The organism is Streptacidiphilus albus JL83, from assembly GCF_000744705.1.
Lineage (GTDB): Bacteria > Actinomycetota > Actinomycetes > Streptomycetales > Streptomycetaceae > Streptacidiphilus > Streptacidiphilus albus.
This window is the reverse complement of record NZ_JQML01000001.1, coordinates 6,903,186-6,928,593: the sequence shown is the minus strand read 5'-3', so window position 1 is coordinate 6,928,593 and position 25,408 is coordinate 6,903,186. Positions and strand designations below refer to the sequence as shown.

The 25,408-nt window shown below is 73.9% G+C and carries 20 protein-coding genes; 4 read left to right on the top strand and 16 right to left on the bottom strand.

Annotation, left to right across the window (positions count from 1 at the left end):
* Positions 1-2 precede the first annotated feature (2 nt).
* Together BS75_RS30440 and BS75_RS30435 are read right to left on the bottom strand one after the other, a co-directional pair.
* A complete protein-coding gene (locus tag BS75_RS30440) occupies positions 3-926 on the bottom strand; it encodes a carbohydrate kinase family protein (RefSeq protein ID WP_034090559.1) in 924 nt (307 codons plus the stop codon).
* Between the two features lie 98 nt (positions 927-1,024).
* Positions 1,025-2,143: a M24 family metallopeptidase gene (locus tag BS75_RS30435; protein ID WP_034090558.1), complete on the bottom strand. Its 1,119-nt coding sequence runs from the start codon at positions 2,141-2,143 to the stop codon at positions 1,025-1,027.
* Positions 2,144-2,384: 241 nt separating this feature from the next.
* On the opposite strand from BS75_RS30435, the gene BS75_RS44950 reads away from it, so the two are divergent.
* Both BS75_RS44950 and BS75_RS30425 read left to right on the top strand, forming a co-directional pair.
* A complete protein-coding gene (locus BS75_RS44950) occupies positions 2,385-3,215 on the top strand; it encodes a glycoside hydrolase family 25 domain-containing protein (RefSeq protein WP_052069795.1) in 831 nt (276 codons plus the stop codon).
* 92 nt (positions 3,216-3,307) lie between these two features.
* Positions 3,308-3,649 (top strand): DUF952 domain-containing protein, encoded by a 342-nt coding sequence (locus tag BS75_RS30425; protein WP_034090557.1) that lies wholly within the window; start codon positions 3,308-3,310, stop codon positions 3,647-3,649.
* A 28-nt stretch (positions 3,650-3,677) separates the two neighbouring features.
* Here BS75_RS30425 and BS75_RS30420 read toward each other — a convergent pair whose 3' ends face one another.
* From BS75_RS30420 to BS75_RS30370, 11 genes are all read right to left on the bottom strand, one after another.
* Positions 3,678-5,171: an MFS transporter gene (locus BS75_RS30420; protein ID WP_034090556.1), complete on the bottom strand. Its 1,494-nt coding sequence runs from the start codon at positions 5,169-5,171 to the stop codon at positions 3,678-3,680.
* 160 nt (positions 5,172-5,331) lie between these two features.
* Complete coding sequence (locus BS75_RS30415; RefSeq protein ID WP_231607929.1) at positions 5,332-5,931, bottom strand: TetR/AcrR family transcriptional regulator; 600 nt, start codon at positions 5,929-5,931, stop codon at positions 5,332-5,334.
* A gap of 37 nt (positions 5,932-5,968) precedes the next feature.
* Entirely contained in the window at positions 5,969-7,123 is a 1,155-nt protein-coding gene (locus BS75_RS30410; RefSeq protein WP_034090555.1) for a pseudouridine synthase, read from the bottom strand.
* Positions 7,124-7,237: 114 nt separating this feature from the next.
* The gene (scpB, locus tag BS75_RS30405) at positions 7,238-7,813 is read right to left on the bottom strand and encodes an SMC-Scp complex subunit ScpB (RefSeq protein WP_034094059.1); all 576 of its coding nucleotides are present in this window, start codon (positions 7,811-7,813) and stop codon (positions 7,238-7,240) included.
* Positions 7,814-8,373: 560 nt separating this feature from the next.
* The gene (locus BS75_RS30400; protein WP_052069794.1) at positions 8,374-9,333 is read right to left on the bottom strand and encodes a segregation and condensation protein A; all 960 of its coding nucleotides are present in this window, start codon (positions 9,331-9,333) and stop codon (positions 8,374-8,376) included.
* 142 nt (positions 9,334-9,475) lie between these two features.
* A complete protein-coding gene (locus tag BS75_RS52315) occupies positions 9,476-9,817 on the bottom strand; it encodes a hypothetical protein (protein ID WP_408022564.1) in 342 nt (113 codons plus the stop codon).
* 421 nt (positions 9,818-10,238) lie between these two features.
* Positions 10,239-11,363: a ParA family protein gene (locus BS75_RS30390; protein ID WP_408022563.1), complete on the bottom strand. Its 1,125-nt coding sequence runs from the start codon at positions 11,361-11,363 to the stop codon at positions 10,239-10,241.
* A gap of 457 nt (positions 11,364-11,820) precedes the next feature.
* Positions 11,821-12,936, bottom strand: a complete 1,116-nt coding sequence (gene ald, locus BS75_RS30385; protein WP_034090553.1) for an alanine dehydrogenase — start codon at positions 12,934-12,936, stop codon at positions 11,821-11,823.
* Positions 12,937-13,159: 223 nt separating this feature from the next.
* Complete coding sequence (locus BS75_RS30380; protein ID WP_052069793.1) at positions 13,160-15,388, bottom strand: tetratricopeptide repeat protein; 2,229 nt, start codon at positions 15,386-15,388, stop codon at positions 13,160-13,162.
* A 111-nt stretch (positions 15,389-15,499) separates the two neighbouring features.
* Positions 15,500-16,135 carry an NUDIX domain-containing protein gene (locus BS75_RS30375; protein ID WP_034090552.1) on the bottom strand — a complete coding sequence of 212 codons (636 nt, stop codon included), beginning with the start codon at positions 16,133-16,135 and terminating at the stop codon, positions 15,500-15,502.
* Positions 16,136-16,250: 115 nt separating this feature from the next.
* Entirely contained in the window at positions 16,251-17,990 is a 1,740-nt protein-coding gene (locus tag BS75_RS30370) for a CTP synthase (protein WP_081982714.1), read from the bottom strand.
* Between the two features lie 395 nt (positions 17,991-18,385).
* On the opposite strand from BS75_RS30370, the gene BS75_RS30365 reads away from it, so the two are divergent.
* Positions 18,386-20,365, top strand: a complete 1,980-nt coding sequence (locus tag BS75_RS30365; RefSeq protein ID WP_034090551.1) for a glycoside hydrolase family 15 protein — start codon at positions 18,386-18,388, stop codon at positions 20,363-20,365.
* 90 nt (positions 20,366-20,455) lie between these two features.
* Positions 20,456-21,145 carry an HAD-IA family hydrolase gene (locus BS75_RS30360; RefSeq protein WP_034090550.1) on the top strand — a complete coding sequence of 230 codons (690 nt, stop codon included), beginning with the start codon at positions 20,456-20,458 and terminating at the stop codon, positions 21,143-21,145.
* 24 nt (positions 21,146-21,169) lie between these two features.
* Here the strand turns inward: BS75_RS30360 and BS75_RS30355 are convergent, their stop codons facing one another.
* The 3 genes from BS75_RS30355 to BS75_RS30345 all read right to left on the bottom strand — a co-directional run bounded on the left by BS75_RS30355 (position 21,170) and on the right by BS75_RS30345 (position 25,303).
* On the bottom strand, positions 21,170-22,315 hold the full coding sequence (locus BS75_RS30355; RefSeq protein ID WP_034090549.1) for a glycosyltransferase family 4 protein: 1,146 nt from the start codon (positions 22,313-22,315) through the stop codon (positions 21,170-21,172).
* 221 nt (positions 22,316-22,536) lie between these two features.
* Positions 22,537-24,243, bottom strand: a complete 1,707-nt coding sequence (gene recN / locus BS75_RS30350; RefSeq protein ID WP_034090548.1) for a DNA repair protein RecN — start codon at positions 24,241-24,243, stop codon at positions 22,537-22,539.
* Positions 24,244-24,403: 160 nt separating this feature from the next.
* Positions 24,404-25,303, bottom strand: coding sequence for an NAD kinase (locus BS75_RS30345; protein ID WP_034090547.1), 900 nt, complete (start codon positions 25,301-25,303; stop codon positions 24,404-24,406).
* Positions 25,304-25,408 lie beyond the last annotated feature (105 nt).

The following is a 25,408-nucleotide window of genomic DNA, read 5'->3' as shown; positions in this document are numbered from 1 at the left end:
GCTCAGGCGGACAGCGCCGCCCCCAGCTCCGCCGCCGAGGGCGGATTGGCCCCCGCGCGGGAGACGGTGACCGCGGCCGCCGTCGCCGCCCGGCGCAGCACCACGCCGAGGGCGTCGTCGTCGAGCGCGGCCGGCTCCGCCCGGCCGGGTGCGAGCTCGGCGAGCGCGTCGAGGGCGGCCGACATGAAGGAGTCGCCGGCCCCGACCGTGTCCACCACCGTCACCCGCCGGGCGGGGACCACCGCCGAACCGTCCCTGGTCCGGGCCGAGGCGCCGGCGCCGCCCCGGGTGATCAGCACCAGGGCCGACCCCAGCGCCAGCCAGCGGTCGACCACCGCCTGCTCCGGCTCGCCCGGGTAGAGCCAGGCCAGGTCCTCGTCGCTGGCCTTGACCACGTCGCTGAGCGCGACGCAGTCCTCGACCCGGCGCAGCGCCCGGGTCCGGTCCCCCATCAACTGCGGTCGGACATTCGGGTCGTAGCTGATGGTGGCGCGCCCCCGCAGCGATGCGGCCAGGTCGAGCACGGCGTCCGCGCCCGGCTCGGCCACGGCGGCGATGGAGCCGAGATGGAGGTGGCGGGGAGCGAACGGCAGCGCGGTCGGGCGCAGCGTCCAGGCGATGTCGAAGGCGTAGTCGGCCCTTCCGTCGGCGTCCAGCGACACCACCGCCGTGGGGGTGCGGACATCCGACTGCCCGTCGGAGAGCAGCCGGACGCCGCCGGAGCGCAGATGCGCGGCGATCAGCGCGCCCGGTTCGTCGGCACCGAGCTGGGTGAGCAGCGCGGTCGGCCTGCCCAACCGGGCCAGCCCGTAGGCCACGTTGGCCGGGCTGCCGCCGGGATGCGGCACATCCGGCCGCCCGACGGCACGGACGATGTCGGCGACGCACTCGCCGACCACCAGGAATTCAGCGGCAGTCTCGGTCATGGCGCCATTCTCCACGCGCCGTGCCCGGCGACGTCGGCGGGCTCGGCCCCGAACCGGGTGCCGTGCCCGCCCGACCGACTGCCCGCCCGACCGACTGGCTACGCCAGGATCCGCAGCTCCCGCGAGGTGACGTTGAGCCGCTCGCCGCCGGTCTCGGTGCAGACCACGATGTCCTCGATCCGCGCGCCGTACTTCCCCGGCAGGTAGATCCCCGGCTCGACCGAGAAGGCCATCCCCGGCTCCAGCACCCGCTGCGAGCCCGCGACGATGTACGGCTCCTCGTGGGTGTCCAGGCCGATGCCGTGGCCGGTGCGGTGGATGAAGTAGTCGCCGTAGCCCTCGCCCGCGATCAGGTCGCGGCCGATCGCGTCCAGCTGCTCGGCGGTCATCCCCGGCACCACCGACTGGGTCTGCGCGGTCTGCGCCGCCAGCAGCACGCCGTAGGCCCGCAGGTACTCCTCCGGCGGCTCGCCCACGCAGTAGTTGCGGGTGGAGTCGGAGCAGTAGCCGGACGGCATGGTGCCGCCGATGTCCACCACCACCGGGTCGCCCGGCTGGATCACCCGGTCCGAGACCTCCGCGTGCGGGCTGGCGCCGTTCGGCCCCGAGGCGACGATCACGAAGTCCACGGTGGCGTGGCCCGCGCCGATGATCGCGTCCGCGATGTCCTTGCCCACCTCGCGCTCGGTCCGCCCGGCCCGCAGCCACTGCCCCATCGACAGGTGCACGGCGTCGATGGCCGTCGCCGCCTCGTTCAGCGCCCGCACCTCGGCCTCGGACTTCCGGATCCGCAGCCCCGCCAGCGCGTCCCCGGCCAGCGCCTGCTCCGCCCCGGGGAAGGCGTCCCGGAAGGCCAGCACCTTCTCCGCCCACATGTGGTTGTCCAGTCCGATCCGGCGGATCCCGGACGGCAGCCGCGAGGCGACCAGCGCGTACGGGTCGTCGGTCTCCTGCCAGCCGATGATCTCCAGCTCCAGCGCACCGGCCGGCGAGACCTCCGCCGCGGGCCGCTCCAGCAGCGGGACCACCAGGAACGGCGCACTGTAGGCGGGCGCGACCAGACAGGTCAGCCGCTCCAGCGGCTGTGCCTCGTACCCGGTGAGATAGCGCAGGTCGGGGCCGGGCGAGACGAGCAGCGCGTCCAGCCCGGCGTCGGCCGCCGCCTTCTGCGCGCGGACGATGCGGTCTGCGGGGTAGAGCTGAGGGTCGTGTGTCATGGATCAAGTCCATCACTATCGACCAGTTGCCGCAGCAGTGCCGCGCACTCCGTCCGGTTCCCGACCCGCGCCGGGGGGGCGCGCGGCGGAGCGCATGGCTCCGATTGGGTGGGCGGCGAGGAGTACGCCGGGGCCGGAGCGGGCAGGGTGGGGGCAGCGGGGCGGTCCGGGTCGTTCGTCGTGGGAGCACGGGGGCGGTTCGCCGCGTCCGCACCGGACCCGAGCGCCCAGGAGACCTCCGATGCCACGGCTGATGTTCGACTCGGTGGACCCCGCGTCCGTGCCCGCCGACTCCACCCTGGTGGCCGGGTACGCGAACGGCGTCTACGCCAATCTGCCGGGCCTGCGGGCCCGCTTCCCGCATGCGCTGCTGGTCGGGATCAGCGTCACGGCGGGCGCGGACGAGGGCGTGGTGCTGGACGTCGAGACCGGTGACGCCGCGCCGGCTGAGGCCCCTGGTTGGGTGCTGAAGCGGCGCGCGGCGGGGGTGGACCCGACGGTCTACTGCAACTCCTCGACCTGGCCCGCCGTCAGGGCCGCCTTCACCGCCGCCGGGGTGGCCGCGCCCCACTACTGGATCGCCGACTACGACGGCGACCCGACCGTCCCGACCGGCGCGATCGCCAAGCAGTACGCCAGCAACGACAGCTACGACACGTCCGCCGTCGCCGCCTACTGGCCCGGCGTGGACCCTGTGCCCCAACCCCCGGAGGACATCGTGACCCCGCAGGACATCGCCGACCTCGCCGCCGCCGTCTGGGCCCACCCGTTGGCGGACCCGTTCCGGCTGGACGCGGCCGGGCAGCCGGCGCAGACCGCCGCCGCCGAGTACCTGGTCTACGGCGACAACCACTTCGACCGGCTGACCGCGCAGAACAACGCGCTGGCGGCGCAGGTCAAGGCGCTGTCCGCGCAGGTGACCGCGCTGAGCGCGGCGCTGGCGGCGGTGGCCGCGGACGAGGTGACGGCGACGGAGGTCCAGGCCGCGGTCACGGCCGCGCTGGCGGCGGCCGGCCATCTCGGCGGACCGGCCTCCGCGCCCGTGCCCGCGCCGGCGCCCGCCGCCGACTGACCGGCGCCCGGCGGGCCGCCCTGCCGCAGACCCGGGAGAGATCCACCCGCCCGACGGGTGACCGGACCCCGGCAATCGGGTACAACGGGGGCATGCTTCTCCACCTGACGACACTCGACGGCTGGCTGGCGCACCCCGACCGCCCCTACGCCACGGCCACGCTGGCGCTGGAGGGCTTCATCCACTGCTCGGCGGACGAGGAATCGGTCCTCACCGTGGCCAACGACCGCTTCGCCCGCACCCCCGGCCCGCTGATGGTGCTGCTGATCGAGGAGGACGCCCTGGACTCCGCCGTCCGCTGGGAGGCGGCGGAGCCCGGCGGCAAGGCGTTCCCGCACATCTACGGGCCGGTCAACCGCTCGGCCGTGGCCGGGATGCTGGAGGTCGAACGGGACAGCGAGGGCCGCTGGGCGACCCTCGCACTCTGGAGCTGAGCCCCGTCCGCCGTCCGCCGCGCGCGGACTACATGTGGATGGCCTTGGGCGCGTCCGGGTCCTGCTCGATCCGACCCTTGCGGTAGAGCACGGCGGTGACCACCATGCCGACCGCGAAGAAGCCCGCCGACCACCAGTAGGCGGTGGAGTAGCTGTGCAGCTGGGCCTGGCCCAGGACCTGCGGGTCGAGCTTCCTGCCGACCAGGTAGGCGCTGGCCGCGCTGGCCGCGAGGGTGTTCAGCAGCGCCGTGCCGATGGAGCCGCCGATCTGCTGCATGGTGTTGACGGCGGCCGAGGCGACGCCGGCGTCCGAGGGACCGATGCCGACGGTGGCCAGGCTCATCGCCGGGGGCAGGATCAGACCGAAGCCGAGGCCGGTGATGATCAGCGGCGGCAGGATGTTCCCGGCGTAGGTGCTGCCGAGCCCGAGGGTGGTGAACCAGACCATGCCGACCACGGCCATCGCCATGCCGACCGGCACCACCGGCTTCGGGCCCCAGCGCGGGATCAGCAGGTTGGTGGAGAGCTGGGCGGTGACCATGATCCCGCCGATCATCGGCAGGAAGGCCAGGCCGGTCTGGACCGGGCTGTAGCCGAGCGAGGCCTGGAGGTAGTAGGTCAGGAAGAGGAAGACCCCGAACATCCCGGCTCCGGAGATCGCCACCGCCAGGAAGGACGCGGCCCGGTTGCGGTGCAGCAGCACCCGGAGCGGCAGCAGCGGGTGCGAGGCCCGGGTCTGCCACCAGGTGAAGGCGATCAGCAGCAGGCCGCCGACGGCGAGGAAGCCCCAGGTCTGCGGCGAGGACCAGTGGTGGGTCTCGGCGTTGGAGAAGCCGTAGACCAGCCCGAAGAGCCCGGCCGACACCAGCAGCACACCGGGGATGTCCAGCTTGGGACGGTTGGCCGGCGCGCCGCGCTTGAGGAAGACCAGTCCGCCGGTGAAGGCCAGGACCGCGAAGATCAGGTTCACGTAGAGGGTCCAGCGCCAGCTCAGGTGCTCGGTGAGCAGCCCGCCGAGCAGCAGGCCGATGCCGCCGCCCGCGCCGGCGATGGCGCCGAAGATGCCGAACGCCTTGGCCCGCTCCTTGGCATCGGTGAAGGTGGTGTTCAGCAGCGAGAGCGCGGCCGGGGCCAGCAGCGCGCCGAAGAGTCCCTGGAGCGCCCGGCCGACCACCAGCACCTCGAAGCCGCCGGCCGCACCGGCCAGCGCCGAGGAGGCGGCGAAGCCGACGATGCCGACCAGGAAGACCAGCTTCCGTCCGAGCAGGTCGGCCAGGCGTCCGCCCAGCAGCAGCAGGCTGCCGAAGGCCAGCGAGTAGGCGGTGACCACCCACTGCCGGTCGCTGTCGTTGAAGCCCAGCGCGTGCTGGGCCGAGGGCAGCGCGATGTTCACGATGGTGGCGTCCAGGACGACCATCAGCTGGGCGAGGCCGATCACGGCCAGCACCCACCAGCGGTGGGCGGGGGCGGGTTCCGCCTGCGGGGTGGTGCCGACGCGGGCGTCGACGGCTGTGTTGGTCATGGCCTCTCTCCGAACGAATCTCCGAACGAAACGGTTTCGTACAGAAAGAACCTATGACGCGACCTATCGAAACGCAAACGTTTCGATAGGTCGCGTCCGTGGTGTTCGCCACATCCGGCCACCACATCCGGTCGCCGCATCCGGCGGAGCGGTCCGACCGTCAGCTGTGCAGCAGGGCGGGCAGGACGACCGCGTCGACATAGCTGAGCAGGAACTCCGTGTCGGCGAACCGGTCGTCCAGGATCTTCCGGGCCGGCAGCGCCCCGAAGAGCGCGTAGGCGAAGAAGTCCAGGGCCGCCGCGTCGGCACGGACCTCGCCGCGTGCCACCGCCCGCTCCAGCAGCTCCCGCAGCACCTGCCGGAAGGGGTTGATCAGCGTCTCCCGCATCGCCACGCCGAGCTCGGGGTCCCGGTGGATGGCGTGGCCGATCGCGTTCATGAAGACGGTCTCGCCCTCGGCCCCGCGCCCGATCTGCCCGGCGAGCTCGTACAGGTCGCCGCGCAGGCTCCCGGTGTCGAGGTCCAGCGCGACGAACTTGATGTGCCGCATCGCCGCCGCGACCAGTTGCGGCTTCCCCTGCCACTGGCGGTACAGGGTCGCCTTGCTGGCATGGCTGCGGGCGGCGACGGCGTCCATCGTCATCGCGTCGTAGCCGACCTCGCGGACCAGGTCGATCACCGCCTGGTAGAGCTCGGTCTCGCGCTCCGGGCTCAGCCGGGAACGCCGCGCCGTCTCCGCCACCACAGCGTCACCGGTCACCGCAGCACCGCCGCCCTCCGACACAGCCGTCACCGGACTACAGCCCGACGGCCTTCATCAGCTGGCCGACCTCGGGGTTGGTGAGGCGGCGCAGCCAGCCGGACTTCTGGTCGCCCAGCGCGATCGGGCCGAACTGGACCCGGACCAGCTTCTCCACCGGGAAGCCCGCCTCGGCGAGCAGCCGACGCACGATGTGCTTGCGGCCCTCGTGCAGGCTGACCTCGACCAGGTAGTTCTTGCCCACGTTCTGGACGACCTTGAAACTGTCGGCGCGCGCCCAGCCGTCCTCCAGCTCGATGCCCTTGGCCAGGGTCTTGCCCAGGTCGCGCGGGATCGGGCCCTGGATCGCCGCCAGGTAGGTCTTGACCACGCCGTACTTGGGGTGGGTCAGCCGGTGCGCCAGCTCGCCGTGGTTGGTGAGCAGGATGATGCCCTCGGTCTCGGTGTCCAGCCGGCCGACGTGGAACAGCCGGGTCTCCCGGTTGTTCACGTAGTCGCCGAGGCACTGGCGTCCGTCCGGGTCCTCCATCGTCGCGACCACGCCGACCGGCTTGTTCAGCGCGAAGAAGAGGTACGACTGGGTGGCGACGGTCAGCCCGTCGACCTTGATCTCGTCGTGCATCGGGTCGACCCGCTTGCCCTGCTCGCGCACGACCGAGCCGTTGACCTCGACCCGGCCCTGGTCGATCAGCTCCTCGCAGGCGCGACGGCTGCCCATGCCCGCGCGGGCCAGGACCTTCTGCAGGCGCTCGCCCTCGGGCTCGCCGTGGGTCTTCGGCAGCACCACGGCCGGCTTGTCGTGGCGGGCGCGGACGGCGTCCTCCACCTTGGCCTGGAGCTCGCGCGAGCGCACCGGCTTGGCCGGGCCGCGCCGCGCGCCGGAGCCGCCGCCGAGCGCGCCGGGGCGGATCTGGCCGACCGAGCGCCCCGGGCTGGGCGTGCGCGCCCCGAACTCCGGACGGTCGTAGGAGCGCTGCTCGGGACGCGGCGCCTCCTTCTCCCAGCCGCTGCCGCTGCGGCGCTGGCCGCCCTGCTGGCCGCCCTGCTGGCCGCCGCGGGCGCCGCCGGTCCCCCGGCCGCCCGCACTGCTGCCGCCACCGCGCTGGCTCCCGCCGCGCCCGTTGCCCCCGGCACCGCCGCCGTTGCCGCCGCTGTTCCGACCGTTACCGTTACTGCTGTTACCGCTACGCATCAAGAAATCCGTTGTCGAGTCCGTCGTCCGGGCCGCGTCCCAAGGCGGGTGCCACTGCCTGTCACCTGCTCCGCCCGACCGTCGTGGCGACCGCCCCGCCGGTGCCAGCTGCTGCTAGCCCTGCGCGGCGACCGCCTCGGCAATCGCGGAGCCCTCCTGCGAGTCCGGTTCCACATCGTCGGCCTCAGGCAGGAAGGGGGCCAGCTCCGGCAGCTCATCCAGGCCGCGCAGCCCCATCCGTTCCAAAAATTGTTGCGTTGTCCGGTACAGGATGGCTCCCGTTTCCGGCTCGGACCCGGTCTCCTCGACCAGACCCCTCTGTACCAGGGTACGCATGACACCGTCACAGTTCACACCGCGGACAGCCGATACCCGGGAACGGGACACCGGCTGACGATAGGCGATCACCGCCAGCGTCTCCAGCGCGGCCTGGGTCAGCCGCGCCTGCTGCCCGTCCAGGACGTAGCGCTCGACCGCCGGGGCGCAGCTCGCCCGGCTGTAGAAGCGCCATCCACCGGCCACGAACCGCAGGTCGAAGCCGCGTCCCTGGGCGCTGTACTCGGCGGCCAGCTCCCGCAGCGCGGCGGCGACGGCGCGCTTGGGGCGCTCCAGCACGTCCGCCAGGTGGGCGACGGCGGCGGGCTCGTCGACGATCATGAGGATCGCCTCCAGCGCGGCCTTGAGCGGCACCTCCGCGAGCTCGTCGGCGTCGGCGCCCGCGTCAGCGCCCGGGTCGGCGCCCGGGTCGGCGCCCGGGTCGGCGCCCGGGTCGGCGCCGAGGGAAGGGGGCCCGGACGTCGGCAGTGGGGGCGGGGCGGGCGCGGGCGACGGGACCGGCAGCGGGCGGGGGTCCGGGACCGGCAGCGGCCGGGGCTCGGGCACCGGGACGGGTGCCGGCGGCGGTGGGGGCAGCGGCGCGGGCCCGGGGTCCGGCGTCGGCTCAGGCTCCGGCAGCGGCACCGGCGCCGGCTCGGGCACGGGGTCGGGCGCGGGGTCGGGCGCGGGCACGGGGTCAGGAGCGGGCTCCGGCGCGCGGTCGGGCGCGGGCGCGCGGTCGGGCGCGGGCGCGCGGTCGGGCGCGGGCGCGCGGTCGGCCAGCGGGTACCCGGGCAGCAGGGCGTCGAGCTCCGGCTCGGTCTCGCGCAGGACGGTTTCCAGGTACTCCCCCGGCCGGGCCTGGCCGGGCAGCCCCAGCCGCCGCCGGGGCGCGGGCGGGAAGGGGGGTTCCGCTCCGCCGTCTCCGTTGCCGCTCATCGTCCCTTGCCTTCCTCTCGTCCCTTGCCTTCCTCTGCCGCGCGCTCCGTCGGCGGCGTGTCGAACTCGTCGGTGACCTCGACCGTCGCGCCCTCCGCGCCGACCCAGCGCACCAGCAGCTCGCCCAGTGCCTCCGGCTGGTCGAAGAGCAGCACCCGTTCACGGTAGAGCTCCAGCAGCGCGAGGAAGCGCGCCACGACCGTGAGCACGTCCGGCGCGTCCGCCGCCAGGACGCGGAAGCTCGCCTCGCCCAGCTCGCGCAGCCGGTCGACCACCAGCGCGGCCTGCTCCCGGACGCTGACCGTCGAGGTGTGGATGTGCTCGACGTAGACCACCGGCTTGGGCTTGGGCTCCATCGCCCGCGCCGCCAGCCGGGCGAAGCCCTCGGGGCCGAGGCTGATGACCACCTCCGGCAGCAGCGCGGCGTGCTGCGGCTCCAGGCCGACCGTGCGCGGGCGGCTGCGCAGCTCGGCGGCCCAGCGCTCGGCGAAGAGCGCGGCGATCCGCTTGTAGGCCCGGTACTGCAGCAGCCGGGCGAACAGCAGGTCGCGGGCCTCCAGCAGGGCCAGGTCCTCCTCGTCCTCCAGTTCGGCGACCGGGAGCAGCCGGGCGGCCTTGAGGTCCAGCAGGGTCGCGGCGACCACCAGGAACTCGCTGGCGAGGTCGAGGTCCCACTCCGGCCCCATGGCCCGGATGTGGGCGATGAACTCGTCGGTGACCCGCGACAGGGAGACCTCGGTGACATCGAGCTTGTGCTTGGCGATGAGGCTCAGCAGCAGGTCGAACGGGCCCTCGAAGTTGTCCAGGCGCACCTGGAAGCCGCCGGACGGCTCCGGCTCAAGGCCCGGTTGGTCGGCGTCCGGTTGGTCGGCGTCCGGTTGGTCGGCGTCCGGTTCTTCGGGTTCCGGCTGTTCGAGGTCCGGCTCTGCGCCGTCCAGCTGCGGGGTCGCGGTCATCGGGGTCCATGGTGGTCGGGGCGGTGCCGCTGACGCCCTCCTGGCGCGCCGACACGCTGTGCTCCTGTACGGAGGCACCGGATCGGCGGCATCGTCCGACCACCCTACGACGTGCCGCCGACAGCGCGGCCGGCCGCCGGCCTCAGCGCCCGCGCAGCCGCCGTACCAGGATGCTGGCCTCGCCGCGCTGCTCCAGGTCGGCCAGGACCACCGCGACCGCCTCGCGCACTATCCGGCCCCGGTCCACCGCGAGTCCGTGCTCGCCGCGCAGCACCAGGCGGGCGTGCTCCAGGTCGATCAGCTCCTCGGCGGAGACGTAGACGGTGATCTTCTCCTCGTGCCGCTCGCGTCCGGTCGGACGGGAGCGGCCGGCCCCCCGGGGCTTGCGCCGGGCGGGCTCCTCCGCCGGGGCGGCCGGGGCGGCGGGAGGCTTGGCGATCGAACGGCCGGGGGCGGACATCGGCGCGGTGAGCGGGACGGCCATCGGGGCGATCGTCGCCGCACCGTTGCGGCTGACGCCGTTGCGGGCGGCACTGGAGTGGGTCCCGCCGCCGTGGCCGCCGGGGGCGTGCGGCCGGCGCCGAACTGTCCGGAGATCTGGCCGGACATCTGGCCGGAGGCCTGACCGACGACCTGGCCAGCCGAAGGGCCGGCCTGCTGCGGGGGCCGCTCGGCGGACTGCGCGGACTGCGCGGGCTGCGCGCCCTCCGCCGCCTCGGCGGAGCCGTCGCCGACCGCCGCCGCACCGTGCTCCCCCGCCGGGTCGGCCGGCTGTCCCTCGCGGCTCGCCCGGGCCTCGCGCTCCTGGGCGGCCTCGCGGTTCTGCAGGGAGTCCGGCGCGCGCGGCGCCGGAGTGAGCGACGTTCCCCCGGTGGTCCGGAACAGTTCGTCCGCTCCCGGGAGACTCACTCGACGGGGCACCGGGCGAGCACCTCCCTGGCGAGCTGTCGGTAGGCGGCGGCGCCGACGGAGTTGGACGCGTAGGTGGTGATCGGCTCACCGGCGACCGTGGTCTCCGGGAAGCGCACCGTGCGGCCGATGACCGTGTGGAAGACGTGCTCGCCGAAGGCCTCGACCACGCGGGCCAGGACCTCGCGGCTGTGGACCGTGCGCGAGTCGTACATGGTCGCCAGGATGCCGTCGAGCCGGAGGTCCGGGTTGAGCCGCTCGCAGACCTTCTCGATGGTCTCGGTGAGCAGCGCGACCCCGCGCAGGGCGAAGAACTCGCACTCCAGCGGCACGATGACGCTGTGAGCCGCCGTCAGGGCGTTGACCGTGAGCAGCCCGAGGGAGGGCTGGCAGTCGATGATGACGTAGTCGTAGTCCGGCAGCAGCGGCTTGAGCGCACGGGCCAGTGCCGACTCGCGGGCGACCTCGCTGACGAGCTGGACCTCGGCGGCGGACAGGTCGATGTTGGACGGCAGCAGGTCCATGCCGGGGACGGCGGTCTTCAGCAGCACCTCGTCCGCCGTCAGGCCCCGCTCCATCAGCAGGTTGTAGACGGTGAGGTCGAGCTCCATCGGGTTGACGCCGAGGCCGACCGAGAGCGCGCCCTGCGGGTCGAAGTCGACGAGCAGCACCCGGCGGCCGTACTCGGCCAGCGCCGCGCCGAGGTTGATGGTCGAGGTGGTCTTGCCGACCCCGCCCTTCTGGTTGCACATCGCGACGATCTTCGCCGGACCGTGCTCGGTCAGCGGCGAGGGGATCGGGAAGTAGGGCAGCGGCCGACCGGTGGGGCCGACCCGCTCCCGGCGCTGCCGGGCGGCGTCGGGGGCCAGCGTGGCGGCGTACTCGGCGTCGGGCTCGTACTCGGCGTCGGGATCGTAGAACTGACCCTCCGGCATGTTGCTCTGGGCGTAGCCGGGCTCGATGGCGTCGAATGCCGCCGCGTCGTAGACCTCGTCGTAGCGGGCCGCTCCCTGCTCGGAGCCCGCGTGCTGGTGTCCGTGGGACGGGGAGTAGCCGGGCTGCTGCCGGGCGTCGAAGGTGCGTACCTCGTCCTCCCCGGAGCGACCGGCGGCGTTCTGCACCAGTCCAGGCTGACCACCCCCGGGAGCAAATGTCGACTCATTCACAAGTCGTCTTACCTCCTTGGCGACCGCCGTTGACACCGGAAACTTTTGGTGGGGCTCTGGGGCTGTGCCCCCTCCACTGGGCGGCATGTGCCGTGCCGCAGCCTAGCAACGACACAGTAGCGTCAACCACCACACCAGTGATGCACGAACCAACATGTCGATATGACCAGATCACTGAACCACGGCCGAAAGCCACCCCCGATCAGCTTCGCGACACCAGCGAAACTACTCCGCGGAGGGCCGTTCCCGGGACGTCGGCGGCACGGACGCGGGAGTGACTCCACCAGCGACAAGTTGACTTTTCATCACGGCAGATCAACGGAACGGCCCCGGAAGACGGCAACGCCGAGGGCGGGGCGGCGCACCCATGGGTGCAGCGCCCCGCCCTCGGCGGGGTTCGACCGGTCCGGCGTCAGGCCAGGACGGTGTCCAGGTCGACCGAGCCCAGGCCGTGCGCCTCGGCGACGGAGGCGTAGGTCAGCTGGCCCTCGTGCGCGTTCAGGCCCTTGGCCAGCGCGGCGTCACGGGCGCAGGCCTCCTTCCAACCACGGTTGGCCAGCTCGACGATGTAGGGCAGCGTCGCGTTGGTGAGCGCGTAGGTGGAGGTGTTGGGCACCGCGCCGGGCATGTTGGCGACGCAGTAGAACACCGAGTTGTGGACCGTGAAGGTCGGGTCGTCGTGCGTGGTGGGCTTCGAGTCCTCGAAGCAGCCGCCCTGGTCGATCGCGATGTCGACCAGCACCGAGCCCGGCTTCATCCGCGAGACCAGCTCGTTGGTGACCAGCTTCGGGGCCTTGGCGCCCGGGATCAGCACCGCGCCGATGACCAGGTCGGCCTCAAGGACGGCCTTCTCCAGCTCGAACGCGTTGGAGGCGATGGCCTTGATCTTGTTGCCGAAGATCTTGTCCGCGTCGCGCAGCTTGTTGATGTCGCGGTCCAGCAGGGTCACGTCGTAGCCCATGCCGATGGCGATGGTCGCCGCGTGCCAGCCGGAGACGCCGCCGCCGATGACCACGGCCTTGGCCGCGTGGGTGCCGGGGACGCCGCCGGGCAGGGTGCCGCGGCCGCCGGCCGGGCGCATCAGGTGGTACGAGCCGACCTGCGGGGCCAGCCGGCCCGCGACCTCGGACATCGGGGCGAGCAGCGGCAGGGCGCCGTTGGCGAGCTGCACGGTCTCGTACGCGATGGCCGTGGTGCCCGACGCCAGGAGCGCGTCGGTGCACTCCCGGGAGGCGGCCAGGTGCAGGTAGGTGAAGAGGGTCTGGCCCTTGCGCAGACGGTGGTACTCGGAGGCCACCGGCTCCTTCACCTTGAGCAGCAGGTCGGCCGTGGCCCAGACCTCGTCGGCGGTGCCGAGGATGGTCGCTCCGGCGGAGACGTACTCCTCGTTCGGGATCGACGAGCCAACACCGGCGTTGTTCTCGACGAAGACCTGGTGTCCGTTGCGGACCAGCTCATGCACGCCAGCAGGCGTGATGGCCACGCGGTACTCGTGGTTCTTGACCTCGCGGGGGATGCCGACCTTCACGGCTAAACACGTCCCTTGCACATGGGGGTACCCCGACGACGGATACGCCGAAGGGTGGCCGCGCACTGGTTGCGGCACTTACGAGTGTAATGAAGCCGGAGCGATCCGCCAGCCTTCCAATCCGACTAAATATTTATCCTCGATTGGCAGTTTCGTAGGCTTGCGCGGCCAGTCAGGCGGCGAATCCCACCAAAAGGGACCTTCTCGCCCCTATCCCCATCATTCACTCCGAAACGGCCGTCGTCACCTCGGCCGGGACAGGAGTTTCAGCCGAGTCAGCAGCGCTGGAGTCGGCGCCGGCGGGCTCGGCGCGGCGGGTGGCCGGCAGGCCGAGGGCCGCCGCCTGCTCCCGCTGCGCCCGGGCCCCCGCCGGATCGCCGGCCCGCTCCAGCCCCTCCGCCATCCGCACCAGCACCAGCGCCTCCAGCCGGTGGCCGTCCCCGGCCGCGTCCAGCTCCCGGGCCGAGGCCAGCGCCTCGCGCTGGGTGCGCAGGGCCTGCTCGGCGTGGCCGGCCTGCTCCTGCACCCGGGCCGAGCCGAGGATCGCGCCCAGCGCGCCCTCCTGGTCGCCGAGCTTGCGGTGCAGCGCGATCGCCGCCCGGTACTCGCGCAGCGCCTCGCCGAAGCGTCCCTGCGCGGTGTGCGCGGCGGCGAGCCGGCCCAGCAGCCGCAGCTCGTCGGCGCGCTCGCCCCGGGTGCGGCGCAGCGCCAGCGCCCTGCCGTACCAGTCGACGGCCCGGACCAGGTCGCCGGAGGCCCGGTACGCGCCGGCCACCGCCTCCAGGATCCGGCCGACCGCGACCTGGTCCTCGACCGAGCGGGCCGGGCCGAGCCCGGCCCGGTAGCGCTCCAGCGCGCGCCCGTGCTGCCCCCGGCGGGCGTGCAGGTCACCCAGGTTGACCAGGGCGGCGGCCTGCTGCCGGGGCAGCCCGCCGCGCCGGGCCAGCTCCAGGATCGACTCGTGCAGCTCGTACAGGTCGGTGGCGACGGCCTCGCTGCCGCCGGACCACAGCGGCAGCGCCCGCACCAGGCCGGTGGCCAGACGCATCGCCAGCCCGTCCAGCGCGCCGTCCGCGAGCGCGATCCGCAGGGCGGAGCGCAGCACCGGCAGCTCGCTGTCGAGCCAGTGCCAGGCGTCGGCGGCGGAGCCGAAGCGCAGCGGCGCGGGCAGCGGCTCGGGCTCGGGCCCGCCGCCGGGCGCGAGCCGGTGGACGCAGGCGCCGAGCAGCCGGACCAGCCGCTCCAGCACCCTGGCCCGGGCCAGCTCGGTCTCGCTGGCCCGGTCGGCGGCCAGCAGTCCGAGCAACGGGGCGCGCAGGCTCTCCGGCAGCTGGTAGCCGTCGTGCTGCGGCTCGGCGCCGGGCGCGGCGGCGGAGTCCGGGTCGGCGCCGGTCCCGAAGCCGGAGCCGGGGTGGTACGGGTTGACCAGCCGGCGCTCGGCCAGCGCGGCGAGGTGCGCGGTGGCGGCGTCCACCGGGCAGCCCAGCAGCGCGGCGGCGGTCCGCGGCTCGGCCCGGCCGGCCGGGGCCAGGGCCAGCAGCCGCAGCAGCCGTGCGGCCTGCGCGGACAGCCCGTCGTAGGCGAGGTCGAAGGCGCGGCGCAGCGGCTCGGCGTCGCGGAGCGCCGCGCCGGGCTGCTTGACCAGACTGATCCGCGGCGAGGACTCGGTGAGCAGCCGCAGCGCGTCGGCCACCGAGGCGTTGGGGCAGGTCCGCAGCCAGCCGCCGACCAGCCGCAGCGCGCCCGGATGGCAGCCGAGGTTCTCCACCAGCCCGCGGGCGGCGACCGGGTCGCAGACGATCCGGGTGTCCCCGGCGAAGCCGGTCAGCAGCGCGAGCGAGGTCCGGACGTCGAGCCCGCCGAGGACGCAGGGCCGGGCGTCGGCGACCCCGGTCAGCGGTCCGGCGGTGACCGCCACGACCAGGCAGCCGGGGGCGTCCGGCAGCAGGGCGCGCAGCTGCTCGGAGCTGCCGGCGTCGTCGAGCACCAGCAGCACGCGCCGCTCGGCCAGCGCCGCGCGCAGGGCCGCGCAGTCCGGGTGCCCGGCGGCCGCCGGGTCCGGCCCCGGCGGCTCGGCCGCGGCCTCGGCGGCCTCCCCGACCGGCTCGCCCAGCGCCGCCAGCAGCTGCCGGGCCACCCGGTCGGCGGGCAGCGGCCCGCCCCCGGGTTCGCTCAGCCGGACGAAGAACTGCCCGTCCGGGTAGTCCTCGGCGACGCTCCGGGCGAAGTGCACGGCCAGCGAGGTCCGGCCCGAGCCGGGACGGCCGGCCACGACCAGGACCCGGCTCGGCGCCGGGCCCGCCGTGCCGGAGCGCGCCGCGGCGGACGCCGCGAACGGCGCCCGGCCGATCTCCTCGCGCAGCCGGGCGAGCTCGGCCCGCCGACCGCCGAAGAAGGGTGGATCCTGGGGCAGTCCCGCCCCGAACCGACGTGCCGTCTGTACTGCAGCCACCTGTGCGACTCCCGTCCCGGACACCGTGGACGGCGCCTCCTGGAACCCCTGGACGCAGCGTAGTTCACAGCATCGGCGAGACCTCCGAGGACAATGCGATTACCAGCAAAGTCACTCGAACGGACGCGCGGGCCAGGGGGCTTCGGCCGGGCGCAGCGAGTCCAGGCCGGGACCGTCCAGCGCGACCCTCGCCGCCAGCACCGAGGTCACCAGCGCGCCGTTGTGCAGTTCCCCGGCGAGCACCAGCCGGACCAGCTCGTCCAGGTCCACCCGGTCGACCTGGAGGTCCAACTCCTCGTGCTCGGCCGCGAAGCGCTCGCCCTCCGCCTCGGCCAGGTCCTGGGCCAGGAAGATCCGCAGCGCCTCGGAGCTGCCGCCGGGCGAGCTGTAGAAGTCGACCAGCACCCGCCAGTCCCCCGCCTTGGCGTGCGCCTCCTCGTAGAGCTCGCGCTGCGCGGCGTGCAGCGGGTTCTCCCCGGGGACGTCCAGCAGCCCGGCCGGCAGCTCCCACAGCCGGTGCCGCACCGGGTGCCGGTACTGACGCACCAGCAGCGCCCGCCGCTGCTCGTCCAGCGCCAGCACGCCGACCGCGCCCGGGTGCCGCATGAAGTCGCGGGCGACCGCCGCCCCGTCCGGCATCACCACGTCCTCGGTGCGGATGTCCCAGATCTTCCCGGTGAACGCGGTCCGCGAGGCGGTGACCGGCCACTCCTCCGGAGTGTCCGCGATGGGCTGCTGCTCCGACATGACGCCTCCACGACTCCTACTGTCCGAAAACCCTGCTGTCCGAACGGGTACAACGTACGCGACGGCGGCCGCGCAAGATCGTGCGGCCGCCGTCGGGTCGGGTGTCCGGTCCTGCTCAGCCCTGCTCGGCGACCTCGGCGGCGACCTCGGCGGCCACCTCGGCGACGGCGCCGGCGACGGCCTCGGCCTCCGCGCCGGTCTGCCGGCGGACGGCCGCCGCGACCAGGCCCGCGAACAGCGGGTGCGGCCGGGTCGGGCGGGACTTCAGCTCCGGGTGCGCCTGGGTGGCGACCAGGTAGGGGTGGACCTCGCGCGGGTACTCCACGTACTCGACCAGGTCGCCCTTGGGCGAGAGCCCGGAGAACACCAGGCCGGTCTTCTCCAGCTCGCCCCGGTACGCGTTGTTGACCTCGTAGCGGTGGCGGTGGCGCTCGTCCACGTACTGCTCGCCGCCGTAGACCTCGCGGACGATCGAGCCCTCGGCCAGCTTCGCCGGGTAGAGCCCGAGCCGCATGGTGCCGCCCAGGTCGCCCTTGCCGTCGACGATCTCCAGCTGCTCGGCCATGGTCGAGATCACCGGGTGCTGCGCCGCCGGGTCGAACTCGGTCGAGTTGGCGTCCGGCAGGCCGGCCAGGTTCCGGGCCGCCTCGATGACCACGCACTGCAGGCCCAGGCAGAGGCCCAGCAGCGGGATCTGCTTCTCCCGGCCGTAGGTGATCGCGGCGACCTTGCCGTCCACGCCCCGGTCGCCGAAGCCGCCGGGGATGCAGATCGCGTCGACGTCGCCGAGCTGCTGCTCCGCGCCCTCGGGAGTGCGGCAGTCGTCCGAGGCGACCCACTTGATCTCGACCCGGGCCCGGTTGGCGAAGCCGCCGGCCCGCAGCGCCTCGGTCACCGACAGGTAGGCGTCCGGCAGGTCGATGTACTTGCCGACCAGCGCGACCTTGACGATGTGCTCGGGCTCGTGGACCCGGCGCAGCAGGTCGTCCCAGACGGTCCAGTCGACGTCGCGGAAGGCCAGGTCGAGCCGGCGGACGACATAGGCGTCCAGGCCCTCGGCGTGCAGCACCTTGGGGATGTCGTAGATCGACGGGGCGTCGATCGCGGCGACCACGGCCTCCTCGTCGACGTCGCACATCAGGCTGATCTTGCGCTTGATGGCCGAGGGCACCTCGCGGTCGGCGCGCAGCACGATCGCGTCCGGCTGGATGCCGATGCTGCGCAGCGCCGCCACCGAGTGCTGGGTCGGCTTGGTCTTCAGCTCGCCCGAGGGGCCGATGTAGGGCAGCAGCGAGACATGGACGAAGAAGACGTTGTCCCGGCCGACCTCGTGCCGGACCTGACGGACCGCCTCCAGGAACGGCAGCGACTCGATGTCGCCGACGGTGCCGCCGACCTCGGTGATCACCACGTCGACGTCGTCGGTCGCCATCCGGCGGATCCGGGACTTGATCTCGTTGGTGATGTGCGGGATGACCTGGACGGTGTCGCCCAGGTACTCGCCGCGCCGCTCCTTGGCGATCACCGTGGAGTAGACCTGGCCGGTGGTGACGTTGGCCGAACCGTGCAGGTTGGTGTCGAGGAAGCGCTCGTAGTGGCCGATGTCGAGGTCGGTCTCGGCGCCGTCGTCGGTGACGAAGACCTCACCGTGCTGGAACGGGTTCATCGTGCCGGGGTCGACGTTCAGGTACGGGTCGAGCTTCTGCATGGTGACCCGCAGGCCGCGTGCCTTGAGCAGGGCCCCCAGGCTGGACGCGGTGAGCCCCTTGCCGAGCGAGGAGGCCACGCCTCCCGTGACGAAGAGGTGCTTGGTCGTCGTGCTGTTCCGCGCCGAGGCGGAATGGGGCTGTGCCAAGAGGGGGCTCCCGTGGTCGCGTCTGTGAGTACCCGGCGATCCCTGAGGGGGCGGGTCAGCGGCGGTGCAGCGCACCAGTCCACGGGGTACCAGCCTATCAGCGTGCCGCGCCGATCGCGTTCCCCCGCCGCCGCGCCGCCGCTCGTGCCGGGTCCCCCCGGCGTGCCGCGATCACCATCGTCACCGGCCACCCCACCTGCGTCGTAAGCTGCAATGACGTATTGCCGTCGCGCGCCCCCCAGCCCTCACGCCAGCCCCCACGCCAGCCCTGACGCCCCGACCCCAGCCCCCGGAACAGGCCCGCCTCCGGCCCCGTTCCCGGCGGTCGTCCGCCCCCGGCCCCCTCGCCGTCCGGCCCGGCGATACCGGCGCACACCCTGCAATTGGAGATCCACGTGGCTGCCCGCATCGAGGACTACGCACTCATCGGAGACATGCAGACCGCCGCCCTGGTCAGCCGGGACGGCGCGGTCGACTGGCTGTGCCTGCCCCGGTTCGACTCCCCCGCGGTCTTCGCCGGGCTGCTCGGCACCGACGAGCACGGCTTCTGGCGGATCGGCCCGGCCGACCCGGCCCGGCCCGAGGACGGCTCCGACCACGAGGGGGGCCACGACCGGGACCGCGGCCGGGGCCACTCCCGGTCCAGTGCGCCGCGCCTGCCCGCCTTCGAGGAGAGCGGCGAGATGCGGGCCCTGCCGGCGACCGCCGCCGCGCCCGCCCAGCCGGCCACCCGCCGCCGCTACCGGGGCGACTCGCTGATCCTGGAGCAGGAGTGGGACACCCCCCGCGGCAGCGTCCGGGTCATCGACTTCATGCCGCCGCGCCACGTCCTGGGGGACCCGCACACCGTCGGCTCCGCCGTCCCGCAGATGATCCGGATCGTCGAGGGCCTGAGCGGCCGGGTCCGGATGCGCTCCGCCCTGCGGATGCGCTTCTCCTACGGCCGGATCGTCCCCTGGGTGCACAAGGTCGAGGACGGGACCAGCACCCGCACCGTCGCCGTCGCCGGACCCGACTCGGTCTGGCTCGACGGCGAGGCCGAGACCTACGGCCGCAACCTGACCACCTACGCCGACTTCACCGTCGAGGCCGGGCGGCGGATCGCCTTCGCGCTCACCTGGCAGGGCTCGCACCTCGGCGCGCCCGAGGCCCCCGACGCCGAGGAGGCGCTGGCCGCCACCGAGCGCTACTGGCAGGACTGGGTCGCCCAGTGCACCTACCAAGGGCCCTACCGCGAGCCCGTGGTCCGCTCGCTGATCACCCTCAAGGCCCTCACCTACGCCCCCACCGGCGGCATCGTCGCCGCACCCACCACCTCGCTGCCGGAGGACATCGGCGGCGTCCGCAACTGGGACTACCGCTACACCTGGCTCCGCGACGCGGCCATCACCCTGTCCTCGCTGCTCCGCACCGGCTACCGGGAGGAGGCCGGCGCCTGGCGCGAGTGGCTGCTCCGGGCCGTCGCCGGCGACCCGGAGAACCTGCAGATCATGTACGGGATCGCGGGCGAGCGGGAGCTCACCGAGGCCATCCTGGACTGGCTGCCCGGCTACGAGGGCTCCGCCCCGGTCCGGATCGGCAACGGCGCCGCCGAGCAGCTCCAGCTCGACGTCTACGGCGAGGTCGTCGAGGCCCTGCACCTCGCCCACATGACCGGCCTGGCCCGCAACGACCACGCCCACCACCTGCAGCTCCAGCTGATCAGCTACCTGGAGCAGCACTGGCGCAACCCCGACGAGGGCATCTGGGAGGTCCGCGGACCGCGCCGGCACTTCGTCCACTCCAAGGTCATGGCCTGGGTCGCGGTGGACCGGACGATCCGGCTGATCGAGGAGACCCCGAACGAGGGCCCGCTGGAACGCTGGCGCGAACTGCGCGACGCCATCCACGACGACGTCTGCGAGAACGGCTACGACCCGGCGCGGAACACCTTCACCCAGTCCTACGGCTCCAGGGAGCTGGACGCCTCGCTGCTGCTGATCCCGCAGGTCGGCTTCCTGCCGCCGGACGACAAGCGGGTGATCGGCACCATCGAGGCGATCCAGCGCGAGCTGCTCACCCCCGACGGCTTCGTGCTGCGCTACCCGACCAGCGGCGGCGCCGAGGGCCTGGACGGGCTCCCCGGCGACGAGGGCGCCTTCCTGGCCTGCTCCTTCTGGCTGGCCGACGACCTGGCGATGATCGGCAGGCTGGACGAGGCCCGCGACCTGTTCGAACGGCTGCTGGCGATCCGCAACGACGTCGGGCTGCTCGCCGAGGAGTGGGATCCGAAGCACAAGCGGCAGGTGGGGAACTTCCCGCAGGCCTTCAGCCACGTGCCGCTGATCGACACCGCGCTCCGGCTCACCGCCTGCGGCGGCCTGCCTGGCCTCTGAGGCCCGGACCGGGGCGGGGAAAGCGGCAGTGGCGCCGGAGCGTTGTTTGTATATTTGAGGAACAAAGCAGGGTCCTCTCCAAGGAGCTCCATGTCCGCCTCGCTGTCAGCCTCCGCCGCCCCCACCGCCGTCCTCACCGCTCGGGCCCTGCTGCTCGACATGGACGGGACCCTCGTCGACTCCGGGGCGGCGGTGGGCCGGGTCTGGCGGCGCTGGGCCGCCGCGCAGGGGCTGGACGGGGACGCCGTGCTCGGCGTCGTCCACGGCCGCCAGGGCTACGCCAGCATGGCGATCCTGCTGCCCGACCGCCCGATGGAGCTCAACCACGCGGACAACCGGCGGATGCTCGCCGAGGAGACCGCCGACACCGACGGCGTCGTGCCGATCGAGGGCGCGCCGGCCTTCCTCGCCGCGCTGGGCGGGCTGCCGCACGCCCTGGTCACCTCGGCCGACGACGCGCTGGCCCGGGCCCGGATGGGCGCCGCCGGGCTCGCCCTGCCGCCGGTCGTGGTCACCGCCGAGCACGTCACCCTCAGCAAGCCCGACCCCGAGGGCTTCCTCAAGGGCGCCGCCGAGCTCGGCGCGGCCCCCGGCGACTGCGTCGTCCTGGAGGACTCCGAGGCCGGCGTCGCGGCCGGCCTGGCCGCCGGGATGCGCGTGGTCGGCGTCGGCCGGGCCACCGCCGGCTACGGCGCGACCGTCAGCATCGACCACCTGGGGCAGCTCCGGGTCGAGGCCGGCCCGGACGGCACGCTGACCCTCACCGTCACCGCCGACTGACCCGCGAGCCGCCGCCTCGGCCGGTCAGTGGCCGTTCTGGGTCGTCAGTTCGTCGTAGACGCTGAGCACCTGGGCCACCGTCGCCGCCTCGTCCGGCCAGGTCGAGGCCTGCGGCGGGCCGGCGGCGGCCAGGTCCGCCCGGCCGACCGGGTCGGCCAGCAGCCCCGACACCGCCTCCGACAGCGCCGAGCGGTCGCCGGGCGGGACCAGCACCGCCGCGTCGCCGACCAGCTCCGGCAGGCCGCCGACCGCCGTCGCCACCAGCGGTACCCCGGCCCGCAGCGCCTCCTGGGCGACCAGGGACCGCGCCTCCCAGCGGGAGGAGATCACCACCACGTCGGCGGCGGCCAGCAGGTCCGGGATGTCCGAGCGCTGGCCGAGCAGCCGCACCGGCAGCTTCTCCGAGGTGATCCGCGCCCGCAGCAGCTCGCGCTCCGGACCGTCGCCCGCGACCAGCACCAGCGGCTCGTCCTTGCCGCGCCAGCCGGAGGCCGCGTCGAACAGCAGATGGAAGTTCTTCTGCGGGACCAGTCGGCCCACCGCCAGCACGATCGGCCGGTCCGGCGCGTCCTTCGGCCCGAGCAGCGCCGCGCGGGCCGCCTCCCGGCGTCCCTCCGGCAGCGGCAGCGGGAGCGGGGGCGCGGCCACCGGGCTCAGCCGGGCGTCCGCCGCCCCCAGTGTCCGGGCCCGGGCCACCAGGTCCGAGGAGACCCCGAGCACCAGGTCGGCCGCGCGCGCCACCCGGCGCTCCATCAGCCGCAGCAGCCGCCGTTCGACGCCGGTCGCCAGGTTCGCCTGGTGCGAGGTGACCACCAGCGGCGTCCCCGCCCGCGCCGTGCGCAGCGCCAGGTCGGACAGCAGCGCCGCGCGCAGCCCGTGGGCGTGCACCAGCGTCGCCCGGGCGAAGGCCCGCCGCAGCTCGCCGACGGCGGCGGCATCGGTGCGCGGCCCCGGCGTCGGCGTGATCTCCACCGGGTGGAACCGCGCGCCGGTGGCCGAGAAGCCGTACAGCTCGTCGGTCTCCGCCGGTCCGCAGACCGTCACGTCGAGGCCGTGCGCGCTCAGCCCCTGGGCCAGCGAACGGACGTGCGCACCGATACCGCCGGCACTGCCGGCGAGGACCAGGACAGCATGCAGCTGTCCGGTCGTAGCTGCGGGGGTGTGCTCCACGGTCGGCGTCGTCTCCCTCTCGTTCGGGACGGGGCGGATCAGGTCGGACCCGGCCGGCCCGGCCCGGTCGGGGCAGGGCGGCCGGGTCGCGCGGCTGGTGGTCGGGACGGGGCGGACGGGGTCGTCGGGTCAGTTCGGGTCAGTTCGAAACTGTCCGGGCTGCTCCACGATGGCAGTTCGACCGGGGTCTTGGACAGTCGGCGTCAGCCCCTTCCCCGGGCTCACCCGTTCGGCGGCGCGGCCGCCGTTCTCGCCGCGGCCAGCAGCTCCTCCGCGTGGGCGCGGCCCAGTTCGGAGTCCTCCAGACCGGCCAGCATCCGCGACAGCTCCCTGACCCGCTGGGCGTCCGAGAGCGTGGTGACGCCGCTGCGGGTGACCGTGCCGTCGACGGTCTTCTCGACCACCAGGTGCCGGTCCGCGAACGCCGCCACCTGCGGCAGGTGGGTGACCACGATCACCTGCGAGGTCCGGGCCAGCCGGGCCAGCCGACGGCCGACCTCGACCGCGGCCTTCCCGCCGACGCCCGCGTCGACCTCGTCGAACAGGTAGGTCGGGACCGGGTCGGCCCCGGCGAACACCACCTCGACCGCCAGCATCACCCGGGACAGCTCACCGCCCGAGGCGCCCTTGGCGATCGGGCGCGGCGGCGAGCCCGGGTGCGGCTGCAGCAGCACCTCGACCTCGTCCACGCCGTAGGGACCGAAGTCCTCGGCCGGCGTGATCCCGAAGCTGACCCGGGCGTGCGGCATCGCCAGCTCGGTCAGCTCCGCCGTCACCGCCTTGGCGAAGGCGTCGGCGGCGCCCTGCCGCGCGGCGGTCAGCTGCCCGGCGAGCCCGGAGACCCGGCCGTGCAGCGACTCCTGCTCGGCCTCCAGCGCCACGATCCGGTCGTCGTCGCCGTCCAGCTCGGTGAGCCGGGTGGCGGCCTCCTCGGCCCACTCCAGCACCTCGGCCAGCCCGCCCTCCTGGCTGCCGTACTTCCGCACCAGATGGGCGAGGACCGCGCGGCGCTCCTCGACGGCGGCCAGCCGCGCCGGGTCGGCGTCCAGGTCGTCGGCGTAGCCGGCCAGGTCGCCGGCGATGTCGCCGAGCAGGTAGCCGACCTCCTCCACCCGGTCCGCCAGCGCGGCCAGCCGGGGGTCGTGGTGCCGCACCGACTCCAGCGCCCGCCGGGCCTGCGCCAGCAGCGTCCCGGCGTCGACCGCGTCCGGGTCGGCCGGCTCGCCGGCCAGCGCGCCGTGCGCCAGCTGGGCGGCCGAGGAGAGCGCGTCGGCGTGGCCGAGCCGCTCGGACTCGGCGGCGAGCTCGGTGTCCTCGCCCGCCAGCGGCTCGGCGGCGGCGACCTCGTCCAGCCCGTAGCGCAGCAGGTCGGCCTCCTGGGCACGCTCGCGCGCCCGGGTGGTCAGCTCGTCCAGTAGCGCCGTGACCTCGCGCAGCCGCCGGTAGGCGGACTGGTACTCGGTCAGCGGCAGGGCGACGCCGTCGCCGGCGTAGCGGTCCAGCGCGCCGCGCTGCCGGGCCGGCTGCAGCAGCCGCTGCTGGTCGGTCTGGCCGTGGACGGCGATCAGGTCCTCACCGAGCGAGGCCAGCAGGCTCATCGGCACCGACCGGCCGCCGATGTGCGCCCGTGAGCGCCCCTCGGCCGAGACGGTGCGGCTGAGCAGCAGCGCGCCGTCGTCCAGCTCCGCCCCGGCCTCCAGCGCGCGCGTCGCCACCGGCGAGCCGAGCGGCAGCAGCACTCTGCCCTCGACCACCGCCCGCTCGGCACCGTTGCGCACCAGCGCAGGGTCGGCCCGGCCGCCCAGCAGCAGCCCGAGGCTGGTCACGACCATGGTCTTGCCGGCCCCGGTCTCCCCGGTGACCACCGTGAAGCCCGGCGACAACTCGACCACGGCGTCGTCGATCACACCGAGGGCCCGTATCCGCATTTCCTCAAGCACGGAGCTGACCTTACGAGGTTATGGGCCCTTCGTGCGACGAGCGGCACCGCTCCGCGCCTTCGATTTCGCGGTCCGGGCCACCGGCTCCGCAGTTCCGGGCCGCCGGAGCTGCTGTTCCACCGGCGCGTGGTTCGGCCGGGCCAGCCGCTCAGCGCTGTCCCGGAGCCCCGCGCCAACCGGTGACCGGAAGGGCGAACTTGGCGACCAGCCGGTCGGTGAACGGCGCGCGGTGCAGCCGGGCGAGGCGCACGGGAATCCGCCCGCGCCTGACCTCCACCCGCGCGCCGGCGGGCAGTTCCACCGTGCGCCGCCCGTCGCACCACAGCACGCCGTTGGGCGTCTTCCGCTGCACCTCGACCGCGAGCACCGAGTCCGGCGAGGTGACCAGCGGCTTGGCGAAGAGCGCGTGGGCACTGATCGGGACCATCAGCAGCGCCTCCACCTCCGGCCAGACCACCGGCCCGCCGGCCGAGAAGGCGTAGGCGGTCGAACCGGTCGGGGTCGCGCAGACCACACCGTCGCAGCCGAAGTTGGAGACCGGGCGGCCGTCGACCTCGGTCACCACCTCGATCATGCGTTCGCGTGATGCCTTCTCGACGGACGCCTCGTTCAGTGCCCAGTCCGTGTGCACCACCCGGCCGTCCGTGCGAACGATCACGTCGAGGGTCATCCGCTCCTCGACCTCGTAGTCACTGTCGACGACCCGCTCGACGACCTTGGCCAGGTCGTCCCGCTCGGCCTCGGCCAGGAAGCCGACCCGGCCCAGATTGACGCCGAGCATCGGCACCCCCGACTCCCGGGAGAGCTCGGCACCGCGCAGCAGCGTTCCGTCGCCGCCCAGCACCAGGATCAGCTCGCAGCCGGCGGCGGCGCCCGGACCGGTCGGCACCGCCTCGACCCCGGCCGGGAAACCCATGTCGGGGGCCTCCTCGGCCAGCACTCGCAGTCGGATCCCGGCCTTCAGCAGGCCCTCGACCAGGGACTCGACGCTGAGCAGGGCCTCCTCCCGTCCGGTGTGGGCCAGCATGAAGACAGTGCGGTCAGTCATGGATTCCTCCAGCGCGACAGGACGACCTCGGCCTCCCGCGCCTCCCCCTCGTGTCGGACCGGCAGATGACGGATTCCGACACTACCGGTTGGTCGTCGCCCACCG